The organism is Ramlibacter montanisoli, from assembly GCF_013087525.1.
Classification (GTDB): domain Bacteria; phylum Pseudomonadota; class Gammaproteobacteria; order Burkholderiales; family Burkholderiaceae_C; genus Ramlibacter; species Ramlibacter montanisoli.
Genome location: NZ_JABFCS010000002.1, coordinates 40,828 through 57,334, shown reverse-complemented (window position 1 = coordinate 57,334; position 16,507 = coordinate 40,828). Strand labels below are relative to the sequence as shown.

Here is a 16,507-nt window from a genome sequence, read left to right as displayed (position 1 = left end):
TCAGTAGGTCAGCTCAGCACCGACACCTCGTTGTTCGCCGTCGGCCACGTCCGCCCGACCACCTTCTCCCCGTTGAACTCCGCGACCACCGCACGCTGCGGGCCGGTGGGCTTGATGCGCGAAGCGGAAACCCCGGCGCCCGGGAGCGCCCCCGGCGGCGGGCTCTGGCCGTCGAAGGCCATGCGGTCGCGGCCCGGGTCGAAGTAGCCGCGCGGGCGGGTGAGGATCACCAGCGAAGGGCCGGCCCGGTCGGTCTCGGGGATGCGCTCCGGTCGCAGGTTGATCACGCTGGTGGAGCGCGGGAAGGGGCTGCGGTAGATGTGCGTCGTGGCATAGCCCGCGGCGGCGACCACGAACTCGTAGGGCGTGTTCCGGTCGGCCTGGAAGGACCAGCGGCCGCTCGCATCGATCACCTCGTCGAGCACGGCGCCACCGCGGCGTTCGCCGCTGGCGGGATCGACCGCGTACACCACCAGCCGCGCGCCGGGGATCGGCAGGTTGTTCTGGAAGTTGCCGCTGGCCGGATCGGTGGAGGACACGCCCAGGCCCGTCACCTTGCCGGCGAGCACGATGCGCTCTTCCGGCACGATGGACAGCGTCGCCGGCGCCTTGCCGGTGATGAAGCGGTAGGTCGCCTCGAAGGCCGCGGGCGAGAACGAAGTCTCGCGGTGGTCCACGCGCGGCAGCACCACGTTGCTCGCGCCCTTGAGCGCGGGGCCGTCGAAGGTGACGCCGGTCTGCAAGTTGCGGTCGCCGATCCACTGGCCCGTGGGCTGGGCGAACTTGTCGTTGTTGTCCGAGCGGATCGTGAGCCACTTCACGGGGCCCGTGACCTCGTCGCCGGCTGCGTTCTTGGGCGCATTCAGCCCCTGCAGGAAGGGGCCGTTGCCCGCGAACTCGCTGCCGGGCGCGCGCCCGGGCACGTTCCACACGCCGTGGTTGGGCACGCCACCCAGGATGGCGTGGCTCACCTTCGCGGCGCCGCCGCCGTTCTGGATGTAGTTGCGGATGGCATTGCCGCCGCGCGAATTGCCGATCAGCACCACCTGCGCGGCGCCGGTCGCCTGCAGCACCTTGTCCACCTCCGAGCGCAGGTAGGCCATGTGTTCCGCCGTGGACGTGCGCCCCGGCTGCGCGCGCGTGTCGTCGTCGCGCGCCAGCGGATAGGGCAGGTCGATCGCGTGCAGCCGGTCGCGCGGCCAGCCGTTGGACTCGAAGCGCCACATCGTGGTCTGCCACAGAGCGGCGGTGTCCCCGTTGCCGTGGACGAAGACGATGGGCGGATGCGCGGTCATGGAAGGGCCGGTGGCACAGGCGGTGGTAAGGAGCGCGCCCGAAAGCGCGAGGAAGTGGCGGCGGGTCGTCATGTTCTTTTGTCTCCTGCAAATGAAAACGCCCGCTGCGGGCGGGCGTTTACCGGGATTCTCCCTGTCAGGCGAAAACGCCTGCGGTGTCCTGCATCCTTTCGGACACCTCGCCCAGATGGTGCAGCGTGTCGCCGAAGGCCGCTCCAGCTGCGTGAGCTTCTTGAAGTAGTGGCTGCCCACATACTCGTCGGTCACGCCGATGCCGCCGTGCAGCTGCACCGAGTTCTGGCCGACGAAGCGCATGGACACGCCCAGCTGGTACTTGGCGCGCGCCATCGCGCGGCGGCGCTCGTCGGCCGGCGCATTCAGCTTGAGCGAGGCGTAGTAGCTCATGGAGCGGGCCAGCTCCTGCTGCATCTTCATGTCCGCCATGCGGTGGCGCAGCGCCTGGAAGGTCGCCAGCGTCACGCCGAACTGCTTGCGCGTGTTCAGGTACTCGGCGGTCAGCTGCATGGTGCGGTCGATCACGCCCACGGCCTCGGCGCAGGTGCAGGCGATGCCGATGTCCACCGCGTGCTCCAGCGCGGGCAGGCCGTCCGGCGCCACCAGCGTGCCGCGCGCATCGCGCAGGTTCACTTCCGCGGCGCGCGCGCCGTCCATGGTGGGATAGCCGCGCGTGCTGACGCCCTGCGTCTGGCGCTCCACCAGGAACAGCGCGATCTTGCCGTTGGACTTGGCCGGCACGATGAAGGCGTCGGCCTGGTCGCCCGCGGGCACCAGGCTCTTGTCGCCGGTGATCTTCCAGGCATCGCCGGCCTGCGTGGCCGTCGCTTCGCACTGCTCCAGGCGGTAGCGCGCCTTGCGCTCCTGGTGCGCCAGCACGATCAGCGCCTCGCCACCGGCCAGCCTGGGCAGCCACTGCGCCTTGACGGCTTCCGGTGCGTAGGCGCCCAGCAAGCCGCTGGCGACCAGCGTCTGGCCCAGGGGCTCCAGCACGATGCCGCGCCCGAGTTCCTCCATCACCACCATGGCCTCGACCGGGCCCATGGCCATGCCGCCGTGGTCCTCGGACACGTACAGGCCCGCCAGGCCCAGTTCAGCGAGTTCACCGTAGGCCGCGCGCTCGAAGCCGCCGGCCTTGGTGATGCCGCGGCGCCGCTCGAAGCCGTAGCTGCGGTCCACCCACTTGCGCACCGCGTCGCGCAGCTGTTCCTGCTCGTCGGAAAAATTGAAGTCCATGTCGTGTCTCCTCAGCCCAGCACGGTTTGCGCGACGATGTTGCGCTGCACTTCGTTCGATCCGCCGTAGATGGTGGTCTTGCGCATGTTGAAGTAGCTCGCCGCCAGGGGTGCGAGATAGGCGGCGCCCACGAACTCGCCCTGGTAGCCCGCCTCCATCGCTTCCTTGACGAAGGGCAGGGCGTAGGGGCCGGCGGCCAGCATCATCAGTTCCGTGTAGCGCTGCTGGATCTCGCTGCCCTTGATCTTCAGCAGGCCGGCGATGTCCAGCGGGTTCTTGCCCGACTTCTCTGCAGACAGCACGCGCAGCACCAGCATCTCCAGCGCCACCACGTCCACTTCCAGCTTGGCCACTTCGTCGCGGAAGCGCTGCTCGTTGTACACACCCTCGCCCTTGGCGATGCGCTTGAGGCGCTCGAGCTCGCGCTTGGCGCGGTTCACGTCGGCGATGTTGGTGCGCTCGTGCGACAGCAGGTGCTTGGCGTAGGTCCAGCCCTTGTTCTCCTCGCCGATCAGGTTCTCGGCGGGCACTTCGACGTTGTCGAAGAACACCTCGTTCACCTCGTGCCCGCCGTCCAGCATGATGATCGGCCGCACCGTGACGCCGGGCGACTTCATGTCGATCAGCAGGAAGGAGATGCCGGTCTGCGGCTTGCCTTCGGTGGACGTGCGCACCAGGCAGAAGATCCAGTCGCCGTACTGCGCCAGCGTGGTCCAGGTCTTCTGGCCGTTGACGATGTACTTGTCGCCCTTGCGCTCGGCGCGCGTCTTGAGCGACGCGAGATCCGAGCCCGCCCGGCTCACTGTAGCCCTGGCTCCACCACACCTCGCCGCTGGCGATGCCGGGCAGGAAGCGCTTCTGCTGCTCGGGCGAGCCGAAGGCCATGATCACCGGCGCGACCATCACCGGGCCGAAGGGCACGATGCGCGGGGCGCCGGCCAGTGCGGTCTCTTCCTCGAACAGGTGCTTCTGCACGGCGGTCCAGCCGGGGCCGCCGAACTCCCTGGGCCAGCCGTAGCCCAGCCAGCCCTTCTTGCCGAGGATCCTGGCCCAGCGCTGCATGTCCTCGCGCGTCAGGTGCAGGGCGTTGTGCACCTTGTGCGCGATCTCCTGCGGCAGGTTGGCGCGCACCCAGGCGCGCACTTCCTCGCGGAATTTCTGTTCTTCAGGGGTGAATGCAAGATCCATTGCGTGTCTCCGGAGCAGTCGCAGATTTAAGCACGGTCGTTCGATTCGGGGTGTCCAGGTGGCGACAAGCCGAGCTGGGTGGCGAGATCGGTCATGAGGGCGCGCAGCTCGGCCACTTCATTCTCCAGCGCCGACACCCGCGCCGCCAGCCCACCCTCCGGCGCGCGTTCCTCCGCCGCCGGCGCGGCCGTGGCATCCACGGGGCCGCACAGCAGGTGCGCCCAGCGCGCCTCGCGCGCGCCCGGCGCCTTGGGCAATTGCACCACCAGCGGCCCGCCCTTGTCCTCGCTGCGCGCGGCCAGTTCGTCGAGGAAGCCTTCCACCGAGGAGATGTCGGCGAAGCGGTACCAGCGTTCGCTGTGGATGCGCAGTTCGCCCGCCGTCTGCGGCCCGCGCAGCATCAGCAGGCCCAGCAGCACGGCCGACTGTTCCGGCACGACCATGGCGCGCTGGAAGTTGTGCTCCCAGCGGTCGACGCGGCTGCCGCGCGCGGTGAAGGCGAGCGAACGGCGCTTGAGGCCGTCCAGCGCCTCCTGCACTTCGGATTCGGTGAGCTGGGTGATGGGGTCGCGGCTGCTTTTCTGGTTGCAGCCGGCCACCAGCGTGTTCAGCGTCATCGGGTAGCTGTCAGGCACCGTGCGGGCCTTTTCCATCAGCGTGCCCAGCACGCGCGCTTCGGCAAGGGTGAGCGGGTTCATGCGGCAGGGATAATCGCGGTCGACATGAAGAACATCGTGATCCTGATCTCCGGCGGAGGCTCCAACATGGCCGCCATTGTGCGCGCGGCGCAGCGCGAGCGATGGGGCGCGGCCCTGGGCGCGGAGGTCAAGGCGGTGATCAGCAACCGGCCGGACGCGGGCGGCCTGGCCTTCGCGCGCGAGCACGGCATCGCGGCCGAGGTGGTGGACCACAAGCCCTTCGCCAGCCGCGAACTGTTCGACGAGGCGCTGGCCGCCGCCATCGACCGCCACGCGCCGGCGCTGGTGGTGCTGGCGGGCTTCATGCGCATCCTCACGCCGGGCTTCGTGTCGCGCTACGAGGGCCGGCTGCTGAACATCCATCCTTCGCTGCTGCCGGCCTTTCCCGGCCTGCACACGCACCAGCGCGCGCTCGACGCCGGCTGCAAGGTCGCCGGTGCCACCGTGCACCAGGTGACGGCGGAGCTCGATCACGGGCCCATCCTGGCGCAGGCCGTGGTGCCCATCGTGCCGGGCGACACGGCGCAAACGATCGCTGCGCGCGTGCTCACGCAGGAGCACTTGATCTACCCTCGCGCGATCGCCCAACTGCTGCCCACGCTGTAGGAAACGCATGCATCCCAAGGCCCTGCTGGAGGCCTGCGCCGATCTCGTCGCGCAGGTCCTGAAGTTCGACCATCCCGCCGACGCCATCGTGTCGCGCTACTTCCGCGAGCACCGCTCGCTGGGCCCGCGCGAGCGGGCGACGCTGGCCGAGACCGCCTACGCCGTGCTGCGTCGCAAGCTGCTGTTCGAGCACTTCGCCGGCTCCGGCAGCGGCGCGCGCGAGCGGCGCCTGGCGATCCTGGGTTTCGCGGGACCGCGCGACTTCCTCAAGAGCGCGCTGAGCGAGCAGGAGAAGGCCTGGCTGGACCAGTGCGACGCGGCCGATCCGGCGACGCTGTCGGAACGGCACCGCCACAACATGCCCGAATGGCTGGTGGAGCCGCTGAAGGCGCAGCTGGGCGACCGGTTCTGGGCGCTCGTCGACGCGCTCAACCATCCTGCCGGCCTGGACCTGCGCGTGAACACGTTCACCGACAAGCGCGAGGACGTGCAGCAGGAACTCAAGCTGGCGGGCATCGCGGCCCGCGCCACGCCGTACTCGCCCTGGGGCCTGCGCGTGGACGGCAAGCCGGCACTGACCAAGCTCGATGCCTTCGCGCGCGGTGCGATCGAAGTGCAGGACGAGGGCTCCCAGCTGCTGGCGCTGCTCACGGACGCACGGCGCGGCCAGATGGTGGTGGATTTCTGTGCCGGCGCCGGCGGCAAGACGCTGGCGCTGGGCGCGGCCATGCGCAACACCGGGCGGCTGTACGCCTTCGACGTGTCCGCGCACCGCCTGGACAACCTCAAGCCGCGCCTGGCGCGCAGCAAACTGTCGAACGTGCACCCGGCGGCGATCGCGCACGAACGCGACGAGCGCATCAAGCGGCTGGCCGGCAAGATCGACCGGGTGATCGTGGACGCTCCCTGCTCGGGCCTGGGGACGCTGCGCCGCAACCCCGACCTGAAGTGGCGGCAGTCCCCCAGGCTGTCGTCGAGCTGACGGCCAAGCAGCGTGCGATCCTGGACAGTGCGGCGCGGCTGTTGAAGCCGGGCGGCCGTCTCGTCTACGCCACGTGCAGCCTGCTGAAGGCCGAAAACGAGGACATTGCGGCGGAATTCACGGCCGCCCATCCCGCTTTCCGGCGACTTTCGGTGCAGGAACTGCTCGAATCGGCCAAAGTGCCGCAAGCAGCCAGCCTCTGCAGTGAGGGGGCTCCGACCTGCGGCTCTGGCCCCATGTCCACGGCAGCGACGGCTTCTATGCCGCAGCCTGGGAAAAAGTCCAGCCCTGAAGTCAAAGATTGATGGGCGGGGGAACCCCCGCCCTAGAATCCGTCCTACAGGCACGCGGGATGTCCCGCGCGCTCACGCTTTTTCGAAAGAGACTCACACCACATGCTGCTCCCGGATTGGGCCGTGCTGACCGCGGCGATCGACTGGCTCGCCAACGGTCTTTGGAATCTGTCCTGGTGGCAGATCGTGCTGTACACGCTGGTGACGACCCACATCACCATCGCTGCCGTCACCATCTTCCTGCACCGCACCCAGGCCCACCGGGCCATGGACCTGCATGCGATCCCCTCGCACTTCTTCCGCTTCTGGCTGTGGCTGGGCACGGGCATGGTGACCAAGGAATGGGTCGCCATCCACCGCAAGCACCACGCCAAGTGCGAGACGCCGGACGATCCGCACAGCCCGCAGACCCGCGGCATCGACACGGTGTTCTGGAAGGGCTCCGAGCTCTATCGCGCCGAAGCGAAAAACAAGGAAACCATCGCCAAGTTCGGCCTCGGCACGCCCAACGACTGGATCGAGCGCAACCTGTACACCCGCTACAGCTGGCAGGGCGTGGGCCTGATGCTGATCATCGACCTGGCCCTGTTCGGCGCCGCCGGCGCCGCCGTGTGGGCGGTGCAGATGGCATGGATCCCGATCACCGCCGCCGGCGTGATCAACGGCATCGCCCACTACTGGGGCTACCGCAACTTCGAGGCGCCCGACGCCAGCACGAACATCACCCCCTGGGGCATCGTGATCGGCGGCGAGGAACTGCACAACAACCACCACACCTACCCGACCTCGGCCAAGTTCTCGGTCAAGCCCTACGAGTTCGACATCGGCTGGGTCTACATCAGCGTGATGCAGAAGCTCGGCCTGGCCACGGTCAAGAAGGTGCCGCCCAAGCTGCGCCTGGGAACGATCAAGCCCGTGGCCGACGAGAAGACGCTCGAGGCCGTGATCGCCAACCGCTACGAGGTGATGGCCGGCTACGCCCGCGAAATGCGCCGTGCCTGCAAGGCGGAGATCGACCAGTTCAAGGCCAAGGGCCAGGACATGGCGACGCTGAAGATCGCCAAGCGCTGGCTGCACCGCGACGAAGACCGCGTGCCGACGGCGGCGCGGCAGCAGCTGGCGCAGGTGCGCGCCGAACACCCGGTGCTGGACAAGATGGCCAGCATGCGCGAGGAGCTGCGCCAGATGTGGCTGAACACGAACCAGTCGCGCGAGCAGCTGGCTGCCGACCTGCAGGCCTGGTGCCGCCGGGCGGAGGAAAGCGGCATCGAGGCGCTGCGCCAGTTCTCGCTGAAGCTGCGGTCTGCCCACGCCTGAGGCTCCCGGCTCGAACCGAAAAGCCCCGCGATGCGGGGCTTTTTCTTGGTGGACACCGCGGAGCAGGGAATGCCTACGCGGGCGGGCGCGCATGTCCCACGCCTTTCTCGCCGCCCACCTCTGGCGTGGGCGCCACTCGCAAGGTCGAATGGTGGAAAGCGGACGTTCCGCTCACAGGAGATCAGCAAATGAAGAAGTTCATCCTTTCGGCCGTGGCGGCGGGTGCCCTCGCCGTCGGTGGGGCGGCCTCCGCGCAGGACCTTGGCGGCGTCATCGGCAGCCTCTTCGGCTTCGGCTCGCCGCCGGCGGCCGTGCAGCCGGGTTCCGTTTACATCGACCAGTACGGCCGGCAGGTGGCGGTCGACCAGTTCGGGCGCCACCGCATCCTGCAGTCGGCCGTCGGCATCGTCGGCTACGACGCCTGGGGCCGGCCGGTCTACGGCAACCTCGGCGCCCGCTCGGGGAATGCCGCGGTCAACGCCGTGGTGAACGCGGCGCAGACCCGCGACAACGACGGCGACGGCGTGATCAACATGCACGATCGCATGCCGAACGACGCGAACGTCCAGTAATGAAAAAGCCCCGCGATGCGGGGCTTTTTCCTGGGACCAGCCGAATCACTTCAGCTTGGTTTCCTTGTACTCGACGTGCTTGCGAGCCTTGGGGTCGAACTTCATGATCGACATCTTCTCGGGCATCGTCTTCTTGTTCTTGCTGGTCGTGTAGAAGTGGCCGGTACCCGCGGTGGATTCCAGCTTGATCTTTTCGCGTCCGCCTTTGCTAGCCATGTCTGTGCTCCTTCCGCTTAAGCCTGGCCGCGGGCACGCATGTCTGCGAGCACGGCTTCGATGCCATTCTTGTCGATCAGGCGCACGGCGGCGTTGGAAACGCGCAGGCGGACCCAGCGGTTCTCGCTTTCGACCCAGAAACGGCGGTATTGCAGGTTCGGCAGGAACCGGCGCTTGGTCTTGTTGTTGGCGTGGGAGACATTGTTCCCCACCATCGGGGCCTTGCCCGTCACGTCGCAGACGCGTGCCATCTGGATTTTCCTTTATCCGCCCGTCACTCCCCGCGAACCTTGCGTTCGCTCCGAGGACCGGGCTCACCTCGCCCTGACGGGGGCGGTAACCGGCCGGTTTCCCGGCGAAGCCCACGATTATAGCCCACCCCCGAAGGGGCTGCGCCGGGGGCTATTCCTCCTGCTCCAGGAAGCGCTGGGCGTCGAGGGCGGCCATGCAGCCGGTGCCGGCGCTGGTGATGGCCTGGCGGTAGATGTGGTCCTGCACGTCGCCGGCGGCGAACACGCCCGGGACGCTGGTCATGGTGGCGAAGCCTTCCAGGCCCGCCTTGGTCAGGATGTAGCCGTTCTTCATCTCCAGCTGGCCCTGGAAGATCTCGGTGTTGGGACGGTGGCCGATGGCGATGAAGCAGCCCTGCAGCTTCAGGTCCTCCGTTTCGCCGGTCTTGGCATCCTTCAGGCGCACGCCGGTCACGCCGCTCTGGTCGCCCAGCACTTCGTCCAGCGTCTTGAACAGCTTCAGCTCGATCTTGCCTTCGGTGACCCGCTGCATCAGCTTGTCCACCAGGATCGGCTCGGCGCGGAACTTGTCGCGGCGGTGCACGAGGTAAACCTTCTTGGCGATGTTCGACAGGTACAGCGCCTCTTCGACCGCGGTGTTGCCGCCGCCGATCACGCAGGTCACCTGGTCGCGATAGAAGAAGCCGTCGCAGGTGGCGCAGGCGCTCACGCCCTTGCCCATGAACGCCGTCTCGGACGGAAGTCCCAGGTATTGCGCCGAGGCGCCGGTGGCGACGATCAGCGCGTCGCAGGTGTAGCTGCCGCTGTCGCCGGTGAGCGTGAACGGGCGCTTGCCGAAATCGACCTTGTTGATGTGGTCGAAGATGATTTCGGTCTTGAAGCGCTCGGCGTGCTCCAGGAAGCGCTGCATCAGCTCGGGGCCCTGCACGCCGTGCACGTCGGCCGGCCAGTTGTCCACTTCGGTGGTGGTCATCAGCTGGCCGCCCTGCGCGATGCCGGTGACCAGCACCGGCTGCAGGTTGGCGCGTGCTGCGTAGACGGCGGCGGTGTAGCCCGCGGGGCCGGAGCCGAGGATCAATACTTTGGCGTGCTTGTTGGTCATGATGGGAAAAACCTGTGTGGGAAACACCACAGGTCGGTGTACATTTCTGGCCGGTTCGAGAAGTATCAAGCATCCGGGCACGGCCGGTACTTGCGGCTTCTCAATCAGAACGATTGTAAGAATTCACGAGCGGCCGCCTGGCAGGAGGGAATTGGAACATGTCGATGCTGTCGAACCTGGAGTTGATCCGCCGGGTACCGTTGTTTGCCCTGCTGACCTCCAACCAGGCGGAAGCGGTGGCCGACGCGGTGATCAAGCGCCGCTTCAAGCGCGGCGAGACGATCGTGGAGCAGGGCGAGAAGACCAACACGCTCTTCATCATCCTGACCGGCCGCGTGCGCGTGGTCACCTCCGACAAGCGCGGGCGGGAAGTGATCCTGGCGACGCTGAACCCGGGCGACTACATCGGCGAGATGAGCCTGATCGACAACGAGCCGCACTCGGCGACCTGCCGCGCCGAAGTGCAGACCGACATGCTGACCCTGGGCCGCGCCGAATTCGCGCGCTGCCTGCCGGAAAACAGCTCGATGTCGTACGCGATCATGAAGGGCCTGGTGCAGCGCCTGCGCCAGGCGGACCGCAAGATCGAATCGCTGGCCCTCATGGACGTGTACGGCCGCGTGGCTCGCGCGCTGCTCGAGTTCGCGCAGCCGGACCGCGAAGGCCTGATGACCATCCGCGAGCGCATCTCCCGCCAGGACATCGCCAAGATGGTGGGTGCCTCGCGCGAAATGGTCAGCCGCGTGATGAAGGACCTGGAGGACCGGGGCTTCATCGAGACCCGGGAAGACGGCTCCATGCTGGTGAAGGACCGGCTGACGACGCTCGGTTGACGGCAAACAACACCTCCTGAGGAGGTGAGCGCCCCCTGCGCGCTAAGCTCGCGCTTGCGCATGACGTATTCGCTCCACACCCTCACGGACGGGGCTGCCCCCGCATCCGCGCCCCGCACGGGCATCGCCCGCTTCGCCCACGAAACGGCGCTGGTGCTCGGCGCGGCCGCCCTCGTGTTCTGGCTGCTCGCGATGGTCAGCCACTCCCCGCCGATCCTGCCTTCTCCACCTCGGGTGACGGCGGGGCCATCCGCAACTGGGGCGGCCGGCTGGGTGCCTGGCTGGCCGACGGCGGCTTCTTCCTGCTTGGCTACTCCGCGTGGTGGTGCGTGGCAGCGGGCGTGCGCGCCTGGATGGCTTCGCTGGCGCGCTGGATGCGCGGCGACGAGGCGGCGCCGCCGGTGGCCGGCATGCGCTGGCTGCACGGACGCATGGCCTTCTGGATCGGCCTGGCCGTGTTGCTGGTGGCCAGCACCGCGCTCGAGTGGTCGCGCCTGTACCGGCTGGAGCCGCGGCTGCCGGACCACGCCGGCGGCGCGCTCGGCTACCTGGTCGGGCCCACGGCGGTGAAGTGGCTGGGGTTCACCGGCTCGGGCCTGCTGTTCATCGCCTTGATGGTGCTGGGCGCGGCGGTGGTGTTCCGTTTTTCCTGGAGCCACGTGGCCGAGCGCATCGGCGCGGCCATCGACGGCTTCATCGAGGCGCGCCGCGAGAAGCGCGAGCTGGCCGAGGACCTCGCGCTGGGGCAGCGCGCCGCGCGCGAGCGCGAGGAGACCGTGCAGGTCGAGCGCGTGGAGATCGAGGAGCACCATCCCACGCCGGTGCTGATCGAGCCGGTGGTGGCCGAGGTGCCGCGCAGCGAACGCGTGGCCAAGGAAAGGCAGAAGCCGCTGTTCTCCGAGATGCCGGACAGCAAGCTGCCGCAGGTGGACCTGCTGGACACCGCGGGCGTGCGGCAGGAAAGCGTTTCCTCCGAGACGCTGGAGATGACCTCGCGCCTGATCGAGAAGAAGCTCAAGGACTTCGGCGTGGAGGTGCGCGTGGTGCTCGCCTCGCCGGGCCCGGTGATCACGCGCTATGAGATCGAGCCGGCCACGGGCGTGAAGGGCTCGCAGATCGTCAACCTCGCGCGCGACCTCGCACGCTCGCTGTCGCTGGTGTCGATCCGCGTGATCGAGACCATCCCGGGCAAGAACTACATGGCGCTGAGCTGCCCAACGCCAAGCGGCAGTCGATCAAGCTGTCGGAGATCCTCGGCTCCAACGTCTACAACGAAGCCAGGTCGCAGCTCACGCTGGGCCTGGGCAAGGACATCGTCGGCAACCCGGTGGTGGCCGACCTCGCGAAGATGCCGCACGTGCTGGTGGCCGGCACCACCGGTTCGGGCAAGTCGGTGGGCATCAACGCAATGATCCTCAGCCTCCTGTACAAGGCGGAAGCGCGCGACGTGCGCCTGCTGATGATCGACCCCAAGATGCTCGAGATGTCCGTGTACGAGGGCATCCCGCACCTGCTGGCGCCCGTGGTCACCGACATGCGGCAGGCCGCCAACGGCCTGACCTGGTGCGTGGGCGAGATGGAGCGGCGCTACAAGCTGATGTCCAGGCTGGGGGTGCGCAACCTGGCCGGCTACAACCACAAGATCGACGAGGCGAAGGGCAAGGGCGAGTTCCTCACCAACCCGTTCAGCCTGACGCCGGAGAGTCCCGAGCCGCTGGACCGGCTGCCCCACATCGTGGTGGTGATCGACGAGCTGGCCGACCTGATGATGGTGGTCGGCAAGAAGATCGAGGAACTGATCGCGCGCCTGGCGCAGAAGGCGCGCGCCGCCGGCATCCACCTGATCCTGGCGACGCAGCGTCCCAGCGTCGACGTGATCACCGGCCTGATCAAGGCGAACATCCCCACGCGCATCGCCTTCCAGGTCTCCAGCAAGATCGACAGCCGCACCATCCTGGACCAGATGGGCGCCGAGGCGCTGCTGGGCATGGGCGACATGCTGTACATGGCCAGCGGCACCGGCCTGCCGGTGCGCGTGCACGGCGCCTTCGTGAGCGACGAGGAAGTCCACCGCGTGGTGCACTACCTCAAGGAGCAGGGCGAGCCGAACTATATCGAGGGCGTGCTGGAAGGCGGGACCATCGATGGCGAGGACGGCGCGCTGGGCGGCGCCGGTGGTGAAGGCGGCGGCGAGAGCGATCCGCTGTACGACCGCGCGGTCGAGGTCGTGCTCAAGAACCAGAAGGCGAGCATCTCGCTGGTGCAGCGCCACCTGGCCATCGGCTACAACAAGGCGGCCAACCTGCTGGAATCGATGGAAAAGGCCGGGCTTGTCAGTGCGATGAATGCCCGGGGACAGCGCGAAATCCTCGTGCCCGGACGTCAGGAATAGCCGCGTCTTCGCGATTTCGGCCCGTCCTAACGACTCGTAACGAACTTCAGCGCGCCGCGCGCACCCAAACGACAATGTCGCGTTGGGAGAAAGCAATGAAGAAACTGTTCGCTACGTTCGCGCTGACGGCCCTGGCCGCAGCCGCCCATGCCGGTGCCATGGAAAGCCTGGAGAACTTCGTGCGCAATGCGAAGACCGGCCGCGCCGATTTCACGCAGGTGATCACCGCCCCGGCCCGCGAAGGCCAGGCCGCGCGCACCAAGAATTCCAGCGGCACCTTCGAGTTCCAGCGGCCGAACCGCTTCCGCTTCGAATACCGCAAGCCCTTCGAGCAGACCATCGTGCGACGGCCAGACGCTGTGGCTGCACGACAAGGACCTGAACCAGGTGAGCCAGCGCAAGCAGGCCAAGGTGCTGGCCTCGACGCCCGCCGCCCTGATCGCTTCCGCGCCCGACCTGGAGACGCTCAAGCGCGACTTCGAGCTGCAGGCGCTGCCGGACCAGAACGGCCTGCAGTGGGTGCAGGCGACGCCGCGGCAGAAGGAAGGCCAGCTCACGAACATGAAGGTGGGCTTCCGCGGCGACCAGCTCGCCGCCCTCGAGATCCTGGACAGCTTCGGCCAGCGCTCGGTGCTGACCTTCAACGGCATGCAGGTGAACACCGCGGTGAGCGCCGAGGCCTTCCGCTTCACGCCGCCCAAGGGCGCGGACGTCGTGCAGGCGCCCTAGATCTCGCGCGCGATCTGATCGAGCTGCTTGCGCTCGATGTATTCGTCCATCCGCGACAGCAGCCGCCACCACTCGGAGCCGTCCTCGCGGTAGACGCGGATCGCGCCGGCGCGCACCAGGATCTTGCGCAGCTCGTCGTCCCCGAAGCCGCCGAGGTGCTTGCGCAGGGTGTCGAAGGAACGGTCGGTGAAGCTCTTGTGGCCCAGGAAGTGGCGCGCCGTTGCCTCCGCCATGAACTCCACCTTGTGCTGCTCCTGCAGGATGCGCAGCTGGTTGCGGAACTGCTGGCGATTCAGCAGGTAGCTGATGCCGCCGCCCACGGCGGCGCCGAGCAGGGCGGAGAGGGAGGACCAGATGGCCGGTTCCATGATCCGCGCAATATAAACTGCCCGGGATGAGCAGCAAGTCCGCCCACGCCCCCTGGCCGAGCGCCTGCGGCCGCAGTCCCTGGGCGAGGTGATCGGGCAGCAGCACCTGCTGGGCGAGGGCATGCCCCTGCGCATCGCCTTCGAGTCGGGCCAGCCCCACAGCTGCATCCTCTGGGGGCCGCCCGGCACCGGCAAGACCACCATTGCGCGCCTGATGGCCGATGCCTTCGATGCCCAGTTCATCACCATCAGCGCGGTGCTGGGCGGGGTCAAGGACATCCGGGAGGCGGTGGAGCAGGCGCAGATCGCCCAGGGCCACGGACGGCGCACCATCGTGTTCGTCGACGAGGTGCACCGCTTCAACAAGAGCCAGCAGGATGCCTTCCTGCCGCACGTCGAATCGGGCCTCTTCACCTTCATCGGCGCCACCACCGAGAACCCGTCCTTCGAGGTGAACTCGGCGCTGCTGTCGCGCGCCGCGGTCTACGTGCTGCAGCCGCTGGGCGAGGAGGACCTGAAGCAGATCGTGCAGAGGGCGCAGGCCATCGACGCCGTGCCGCCCATCGCGGAGAAGGCGCTCGACCGCCTGATCGCCTATGCCGATGGCGACGCGCGCCGCCTGCTGAACACCCTGGAAACGCTGGCGGTCGCGGCGACCAAGGAAAAGCGCGGCGAAGTCACGGACGAGTGGCTGCTCAAGGTGCTGGGCGAGCGCATGCGCCGCTACGACAAGGGCGGCGAGCAGTTCTACGACACCATCAGCGCGCTGCACAAGTCGGTGCGCGGCTCGGATCCGGACGCCACGCTGTACTGGTTCGTGCGCATGCTCGATGGCGGGGTGGACCCGCGCTACGTGGCCCGCCGCATGATCCGCATGGCGGTGGAGGACATCGGGCTGGCCGACCCGCGCGCGCTGCGCCTGGCGCTGGACGCGGCCGACGTGTACGAGCGGCTGGGCACGCCCGAAGGCGAGCTGGCGCTGGCCGAGTGCCTGGTGTACCTGGCGATGGCGCCCAAGTCCAACGCGGTCTACGTGGCCTACAACGAGGCACGCGCCCTGGTGCGCAAGGACGGCACCCGGCCGGTGCCCCTGCACCTGCGCAATGCCCCCACGAAGCTGATGAAGGACCTGAACTACGGGCGCGACTACCGCTATGCGCACGACGAGGAAGGTGGCTTCGCGGCGGGAGAAACCTACTTCCCGGAAGGGATGAAGCCGCCCCGCTTCTACCGTCCGGTGGAGCGCGGCCTGGAGATCCGCATCGCCGAGAAACTGCGCGAACTGCGGGCGCGCAACGATGCGCAGGGGACAAACCCCTAGGAACCAGGAATTTTGGCGTCAGGCGGCGCCATTACAATCCCGCCCGCACAACCCGCCCAGGATCCGCATGGCGGGTTTTTTGCTACATGGCCGCACGCCTCACAAAGGCGCCCACCGGCCACACAAGCGGCAAAGAAACGGAGAAAACCTCTATGGAGATCCTGCTGCAGCAGATCATCAACGGTCTGGTCCTCGGCAGCATGTACGCACTGGTGGCCCTCGGCTACACCATGGTGTACGGCATCATCAACCTGATCAACTTCGCGCACGGCGAGGTGCTGATGGTGGGCGCGCTCACCAGCTGGGCGATCATCACCACCGCGCAGGAAGCGATGCCGGGCATTCCCGGCTGGCTGCTGCTGCTCCTGGCGCTGATCATCTCGTGCGTGGTGGCGGCGGCGCTGAACTTCACGATCGAGAAGGTGGCCTACCGGCCGCTGCGCAACAGCCCCAAGCTGGCACCGCTGATCACGGCCATCGGCATGTCGATCCTGCTGCAGACGCTGGCGATGATCATCTTCAAGCCGAACTACAAGCCCTATCCGACGCTGCTGCCGGCCGCGCCCATCCAGTTCGGCGGCGCGGTGATCACCACGACGCAGATCATGATCCTGGGCATGACCGCCTTGTCGCTGGCGGTGCTGATGTACCTGGTGAACTACACGCGGCTTGGACGGGCGATGCGCGCGACCGCGGAAAACCCGCGCGTGGCGGCCCTGATGGGCGTGAAGCCGGACATGGTCATCTCGGCGACATTCATCATCGGTGCGGTGCTCGCCACCATCGCCGGCGTCATGTATGCCTCGAACTACGGCACGGTGCAGCACACCATGGGCTTCCTGCCCGGCCTGAAGGCCTTCACGGCGGCGGTGTTCGGCGGCATCGGCAACCTGGCCGGCGCGGTGGTCGGCGGCATCCTGCTCGGGCTGATCGAGGCGATCGGCTCCGGCTACCTGGGCGTGGTCACCGGCGGCGTGCTGGGCAGCCACTACTCCGACATCTTCGCCTTCATCGTGCTGATCGTCGTGCTCACGCTGCGCCCCTCCGGGCTGCTGGGTGAGCGGGTCGCCGACCGCGCCTGAGGGGATCCGCA

At 67.8% G+C, this 16,507-nt stretch carries 12 protein-coding genes and 5 pseudogenes; 9 read left to right on the top strand and 8 right to left on the bottom strand.

Annotated features, from left to right (window positions below; translation table 11 throughout):
• Positions 1-8: 8 nt before the first annotated feature.
• The 4 genes and pseudogenes from HK415_RS22515 to HK415_RS22500 form a co-directional block, all read right to left on the bottom strand.
• Positions 9-1,226: a twin-arginine translocation pathway signal gene (locus tag HK415_RS22515; RefSeq protein WP_373684672.1), complete on the bottom strand. Its 1,218-nt coding sequence runs from the start codon at positions 1,224-1,226 to the stop codon at positions 9-11.
• A gap of 205 nt (positions 1,227-1,431) precedes the next feature.
• Positions 1,432-2,546: pseudogene (locus tag HK415_RS22510) on the bottom strand (acyl-CoA dehydrogenase family protein).
• A gap of 11 nt (positions 2,547-2,557) precedes the next feature.
• Positions 2,558-3,734 (bottom strand): annotated as a pseudogene (locus HK415_RS22505) (acyl-CoA dehydrogenase family protein).
• A 26-nt stretch (positions 3,735-3,760) separates the two neighbouring features.
• On the bottom strand, positions 3,761-4,432 hold the full coding sequence (locus HK415_RS22500; protein WP_171563644.1) for a YceH family protein: 672 nt from the start codon (positions 4,430-4,432) through the stop codon (positions 3,761-3,763).
• Between the two features lie 24 nt (positions 4,433-4,456).
• On the opposite strand from HK415_RS22500, the gene purN reads away from it, so the two are divergent.
• The 4 genes and pseudogenes from purN to HK415_RS22480 all read left to right on the top strand — a co-directional run bounded on the left by purN (position 4,457) and on the right by HK415_RS22480 (position 8,202).
• Positions 4,457-5,038 carry a phosphoribosylglycinamide formyltransferase gene (gene purN / locus HK415_RS22495; RefSeq protein ID WP_171563643.1) on the top strand — a complete coding sequence of 194 codons (582 nt, stop codon included), beginning with the start codon at positions 4,457-4,459 and terminating at the stop codon, positions 5,036-5,038.
• Between the two features lie 7 nt (positions 5,039-5,045).
• Positions 5,046-6,312: pseudogene (locus HK415_RS22490) on the top strand (RsmB/NOP family class I SAM-dependent RNA methyltransferase).
• A gap of 103 nt (positions 6,313-6,415) precedes the next feature.
• Entirely contained in the window at positions 6,416-7,630 is a 1,215-nt protein-coding gene (locus HK415_RS22485) for a DesA family fatty acid desaturase (protein WP_171563642.1), read from the top strand.
• Positions 7,631-7,818: 188 nt separating this feature from the next.
• The gene (locus tag HK415_RS22480; RefSeq protein ID WP_171563641.1) at positions 7,819-8,202 is read left to right on the top strand and encodes a hypothetical protein; all 384 of its coding nucleotides are present in this window, start codon (positions 7,819-7,821) and stop codon (positions 8,200-8,202) included.
• Positions 8,203-8,247: 45 nt separating this feature from the next.
• Here HK415_RS22480 and rpmG read toward each other — a convergent pair whose 3' ends face one another.
• The 3 genes from rpmG to trxB all read right to left on the bottom strand — a co-directional run bounded on the left by rpmG (position 8,248) and on the right by trxB (position 9,774).
• Entirely contained in the window at positions 8,248-8,418 is a 171-nt protein-coding gene (gene rpmG / locus HK415_RS22475; protein WP_055899695.1) for a 50S ribosomal protein L33, read from the bottom strand.
• A 17-nt stretch (positions 8,419-8,435) separates the two neighbouring features.
• The gene (gene rpmB, locus HK415_RS22470; protein WP_171563640.1) at positions 8,436-8,669 is read right to left on the bottom strand and encodes a 50S ribosomal protein L28; all 234 of its coding nucleotides are present in this window, start codon (positions 8,667-8,669) and stop codon (positions 8,436-8,438) included.
• Positions 8,670-8,820: 151 nt separating this feature from the next.
• Positions 8,821-9,774 (bottom strand): thioredoxin-disulfide reductase, encoded by a 954-nt coding sequence (gene trxB / locus HK415_RS22465; protein WP_171563822.1) that lies wholly within the window; start codon positions 9,772-9,774, stop codon positions 8,821-8,823.
• Between the two features lie 155 nt (positions 9,775-9,929).
• Between trxB and HK415_RS22460 the strand changes: the two genes are divergently transcribed.
• From HK415_RS22460 to lolA, 3 genes and pseudogenes are all read left to right on the top strand, one after another.
• A complete protein-coding gene (locus tag HK415_RS22460; protein WP_171563639.1) occupies positions 9,930-10,604 on the top strand; it encodes a Crp/Fnr family transcriptional regulator in 675 nt (224 codons plus the stop codon).
• Positions 10,605-10,664: 60 nt separating this feature from the next.
• Positions 10,665-12,996: pseudogene (locus HK415_RS22455) on the top strand (DNA translocase FtsK).
• A gap of 95 nt (positions 12,997-13,091) precedes the next feature.
• A pseudogene (gene lolA, locus HK415_RS22450) lies at positions 13,092-13,725 on the top strand (outer membrane lipoprotein periplasmic chaperone LolA).
• Here the strand turns inward: lolA and HK415_RS22445 are convergent.
• Entirely contained in the window at positions 13,722-14,093 is a 372-nt protein-coding gene (locus tag HK415_RS22445; RefSeq protein ID WP_171563638.1) for a hypothetical protein, read from the bottom strand. The pseudogene lolA and the gene HK415_RS22445 sit on opposite strands and share 4 nt — an antisense overlap.
• Before the next feature lie 52 nt (positions 14,094-14,145).
• On the opposite strand from HK415_RS22445, the gene HK415_RS22440 reads away from it, so the two are divergent.
• Complete coding sequence (locus tag HK415_RS22440; RefSeq protein ID WP_171563821.1) at positions 14,146-15,414, top strand: replication-associated recombination protein A; 1,269 nt, start codon at positions 14,146-14,148, stop codon at positions 15,412-15,414.
• A 152-nt stretch (positions 15,415-15,566) separates the two neighbouring features.
• Positions 15,567-16,496: a branched-chain amino acid ABC transporter permease gene (locus HK415_RS22435; RefSeq protein WP_171563637.1), complete on the top strand. Its 930-nt coding sequence runs from the start codon at positions 15,567-15,569 to the stop codon at positions 16,494-16,496.
• Positions 16,497-16,507 lie beyond the last annotated feature (11 nt).

Bases quoted from the DNA above. Each gene is read 5' to 3' on its own strand.
- HK415_RS22515 (WP_373684672.1), bottom strand. From the start codon at position 1,226: ATGTGGCGCTTCGAGTCCAACGGCTGGCCGCGCGACCGGCTGCACGCG.
- HK415_RS22500 (WP_171563644.1), bottom strand. From the start codon at position 4,432: ATGAACCCGCTCACCCTTGCCGAAGCGCGCGTGCTGGGCACGCTGATG.
- purN (WP_171563643.1), top strand. From the start codon at position 4,457: ATGAAGAACATCGTGATCCTGATCTCCGGCGGAGGCTCCAACATGGCC.
- HK415_RS22485 (WP_171563642.1), top strand. From the start codon at position 6,416: ATGCTGCTCCCGGATTGGGCCGTGCTGACCGCGGCGATCGACTGGCTC.
- HK415_RS22480 (WP_171563641.1), top strand. From the start codon at position 7,819: ATGAAGAAGTTCATCCTTTCGGCCGTGGCGGCGGGTGCCCTCGCCGTC.
- rpmG (WP_055899695.1), bottom strand. From the start codon at position 8,418: ATGGCTAGCAAAGGCGGACGCGAAAAGATCAAGCTGGAATCCACCGCG.
- rpmB (WP_171563640.1), bottom strand. From the start codon at position 8,669: ATGGCACGCGTCTGCGACGTGACGGGCAAGGCCCCGATGGTGGGGAAC.
- HK415_RS22460 (WP_171563639.1), top strand. From the start codon at position 9,930: ATGTCGATGCTGTCGAACCTGGAGTTGATCCGCCGGGTACCGTTGTTT.
- HK415_RS22445 (WP_171563638.1), bottom strand. From the start codon at position 14,093: ATGGAACCGGCCATCTGGTCCTCCCTCTCCGCCCTGCTCGGCGCCGCC.
- HK415_RS22435 (WP_171563637.1), top strand. From the start codon at position 15,567: ATGGAGATCCTGCTGCAGCAGATCATCAACGGTCTGGTCCTCGGCAGC.